Below are 1,176 nucleotides of genomic sequence, written 5' to 3' on the forward strand. Positions count from 1 at the left end.
CCTGGGTATAGGCCAGGCGTACGTGCTGGTTCGATCGATGGAAGCCGAAATCCAGGCCCGGGGTGAACGCCACATGCTCGGTTTCCAGGAAGTGTGCGCAGAACGCCTGCGCGTCATCGGTGAACGCGCTGACGTCGGCGTACAGGTAGAACGCCCCCTGCGGCTCCACTTCGATGCGGAAGCCAAGCTCGCGCAGCGCCGGCAGCAGGAAGTCGCGGCGCTGCTGGAAGGCCTGGCGGCGCTGCTCGAAGATCGCCATCGCCTCGTCGCTGAAACAGGCAAGGGCCGCGTGCTGGGCGATGCTCGAAGCGCTGATGTACAGGTTCTGCGCCAGCTTCTCCAGGTCGGGTACCGCCGCCGGTGGCGCCACCAGCCAGCCCAGTCGCCAGCCGGTCATGCCGAAGTACTTGGAGAAACTGTTCAGCACGAACGCGCTGTCATCGACCTGCAGCACGCTCGCTGCATCCAGGCCGTAGGTCAGGCCATGATAGATCTCGTCGACCACCAGGTGGCCGCCGCGCGCATGCAGTGAAGCCGAGAGGGCCGCAAGTTCATCGGCTGACAGCACGGTGCCGGTGGGATTGGCCGGCGACGCCACCAACGCGCCGACGCTGTCGGCGTTCCAGTGCTGCTGCACCAGCGAAGGGGTCAACTGGTAGGCCGTTTCCGGGCCGACCGGAACGAGCTGCGCGCCGCCTTCCACCAGCCGCAGGAAGTGGCGGTTGCACGGATAACCGGGATCGGCCAGCAGCCAGTGGCGGCCGGGGTCGACCAGCAGGCTGCTGGCCAGCAGCAGCGCGCCGGAGCCGCCCGGCGTGACCAGGATGCGTTCGGGGTCGATATCCAGGCCGTAATGACTGCGATAGAAACCGCTGATCGCCTGGCGCAGGGCGGGCAGGCCGCGTGCGGCGGTGTAGCGGGTGTGGCCGGCGGCCAACGCCGCCTGGCCGGCACGCACGACCGGTTCGGCGGTGGTGAAGTCCGGTTCGCCGATCTCCAGATGAATCACATCGTGACCGGCCTGTTCCAGCGCCTGTGCGCGGGCCAGCAGGGACATCACATGGAAGGGAGCGATTTCGTGGCTGCGCCGGCTGTAGCCCGGCGTGTGGGGCAGGGTACTCATGCCCCACATGGTACGCCGGGTGTCCCGGTAGTGTCGGCCGCTGGCCGACAACC

General features: G+C 67.8%; 1 protein-coding gene. It reads right to left on the reverse strand.

Annotation, left to right across the window (positions count from 1 at the left end):
- The coding region (locus AC1VAN_RS22480) for a pyridoxal phosphate-dependent aminotransferase (protein ID WP_480986817.1) at positions 1 to 1,123 on the reverse strand (1,123 nt) is incomplete at its 3' end.
- Positions 1,124 to 1,176: the final 53 nt, after the last annotated feature.

It is taken from the genome of Stenotrophomonas sp. 05L44_2, from assembly GCF_056665995.1.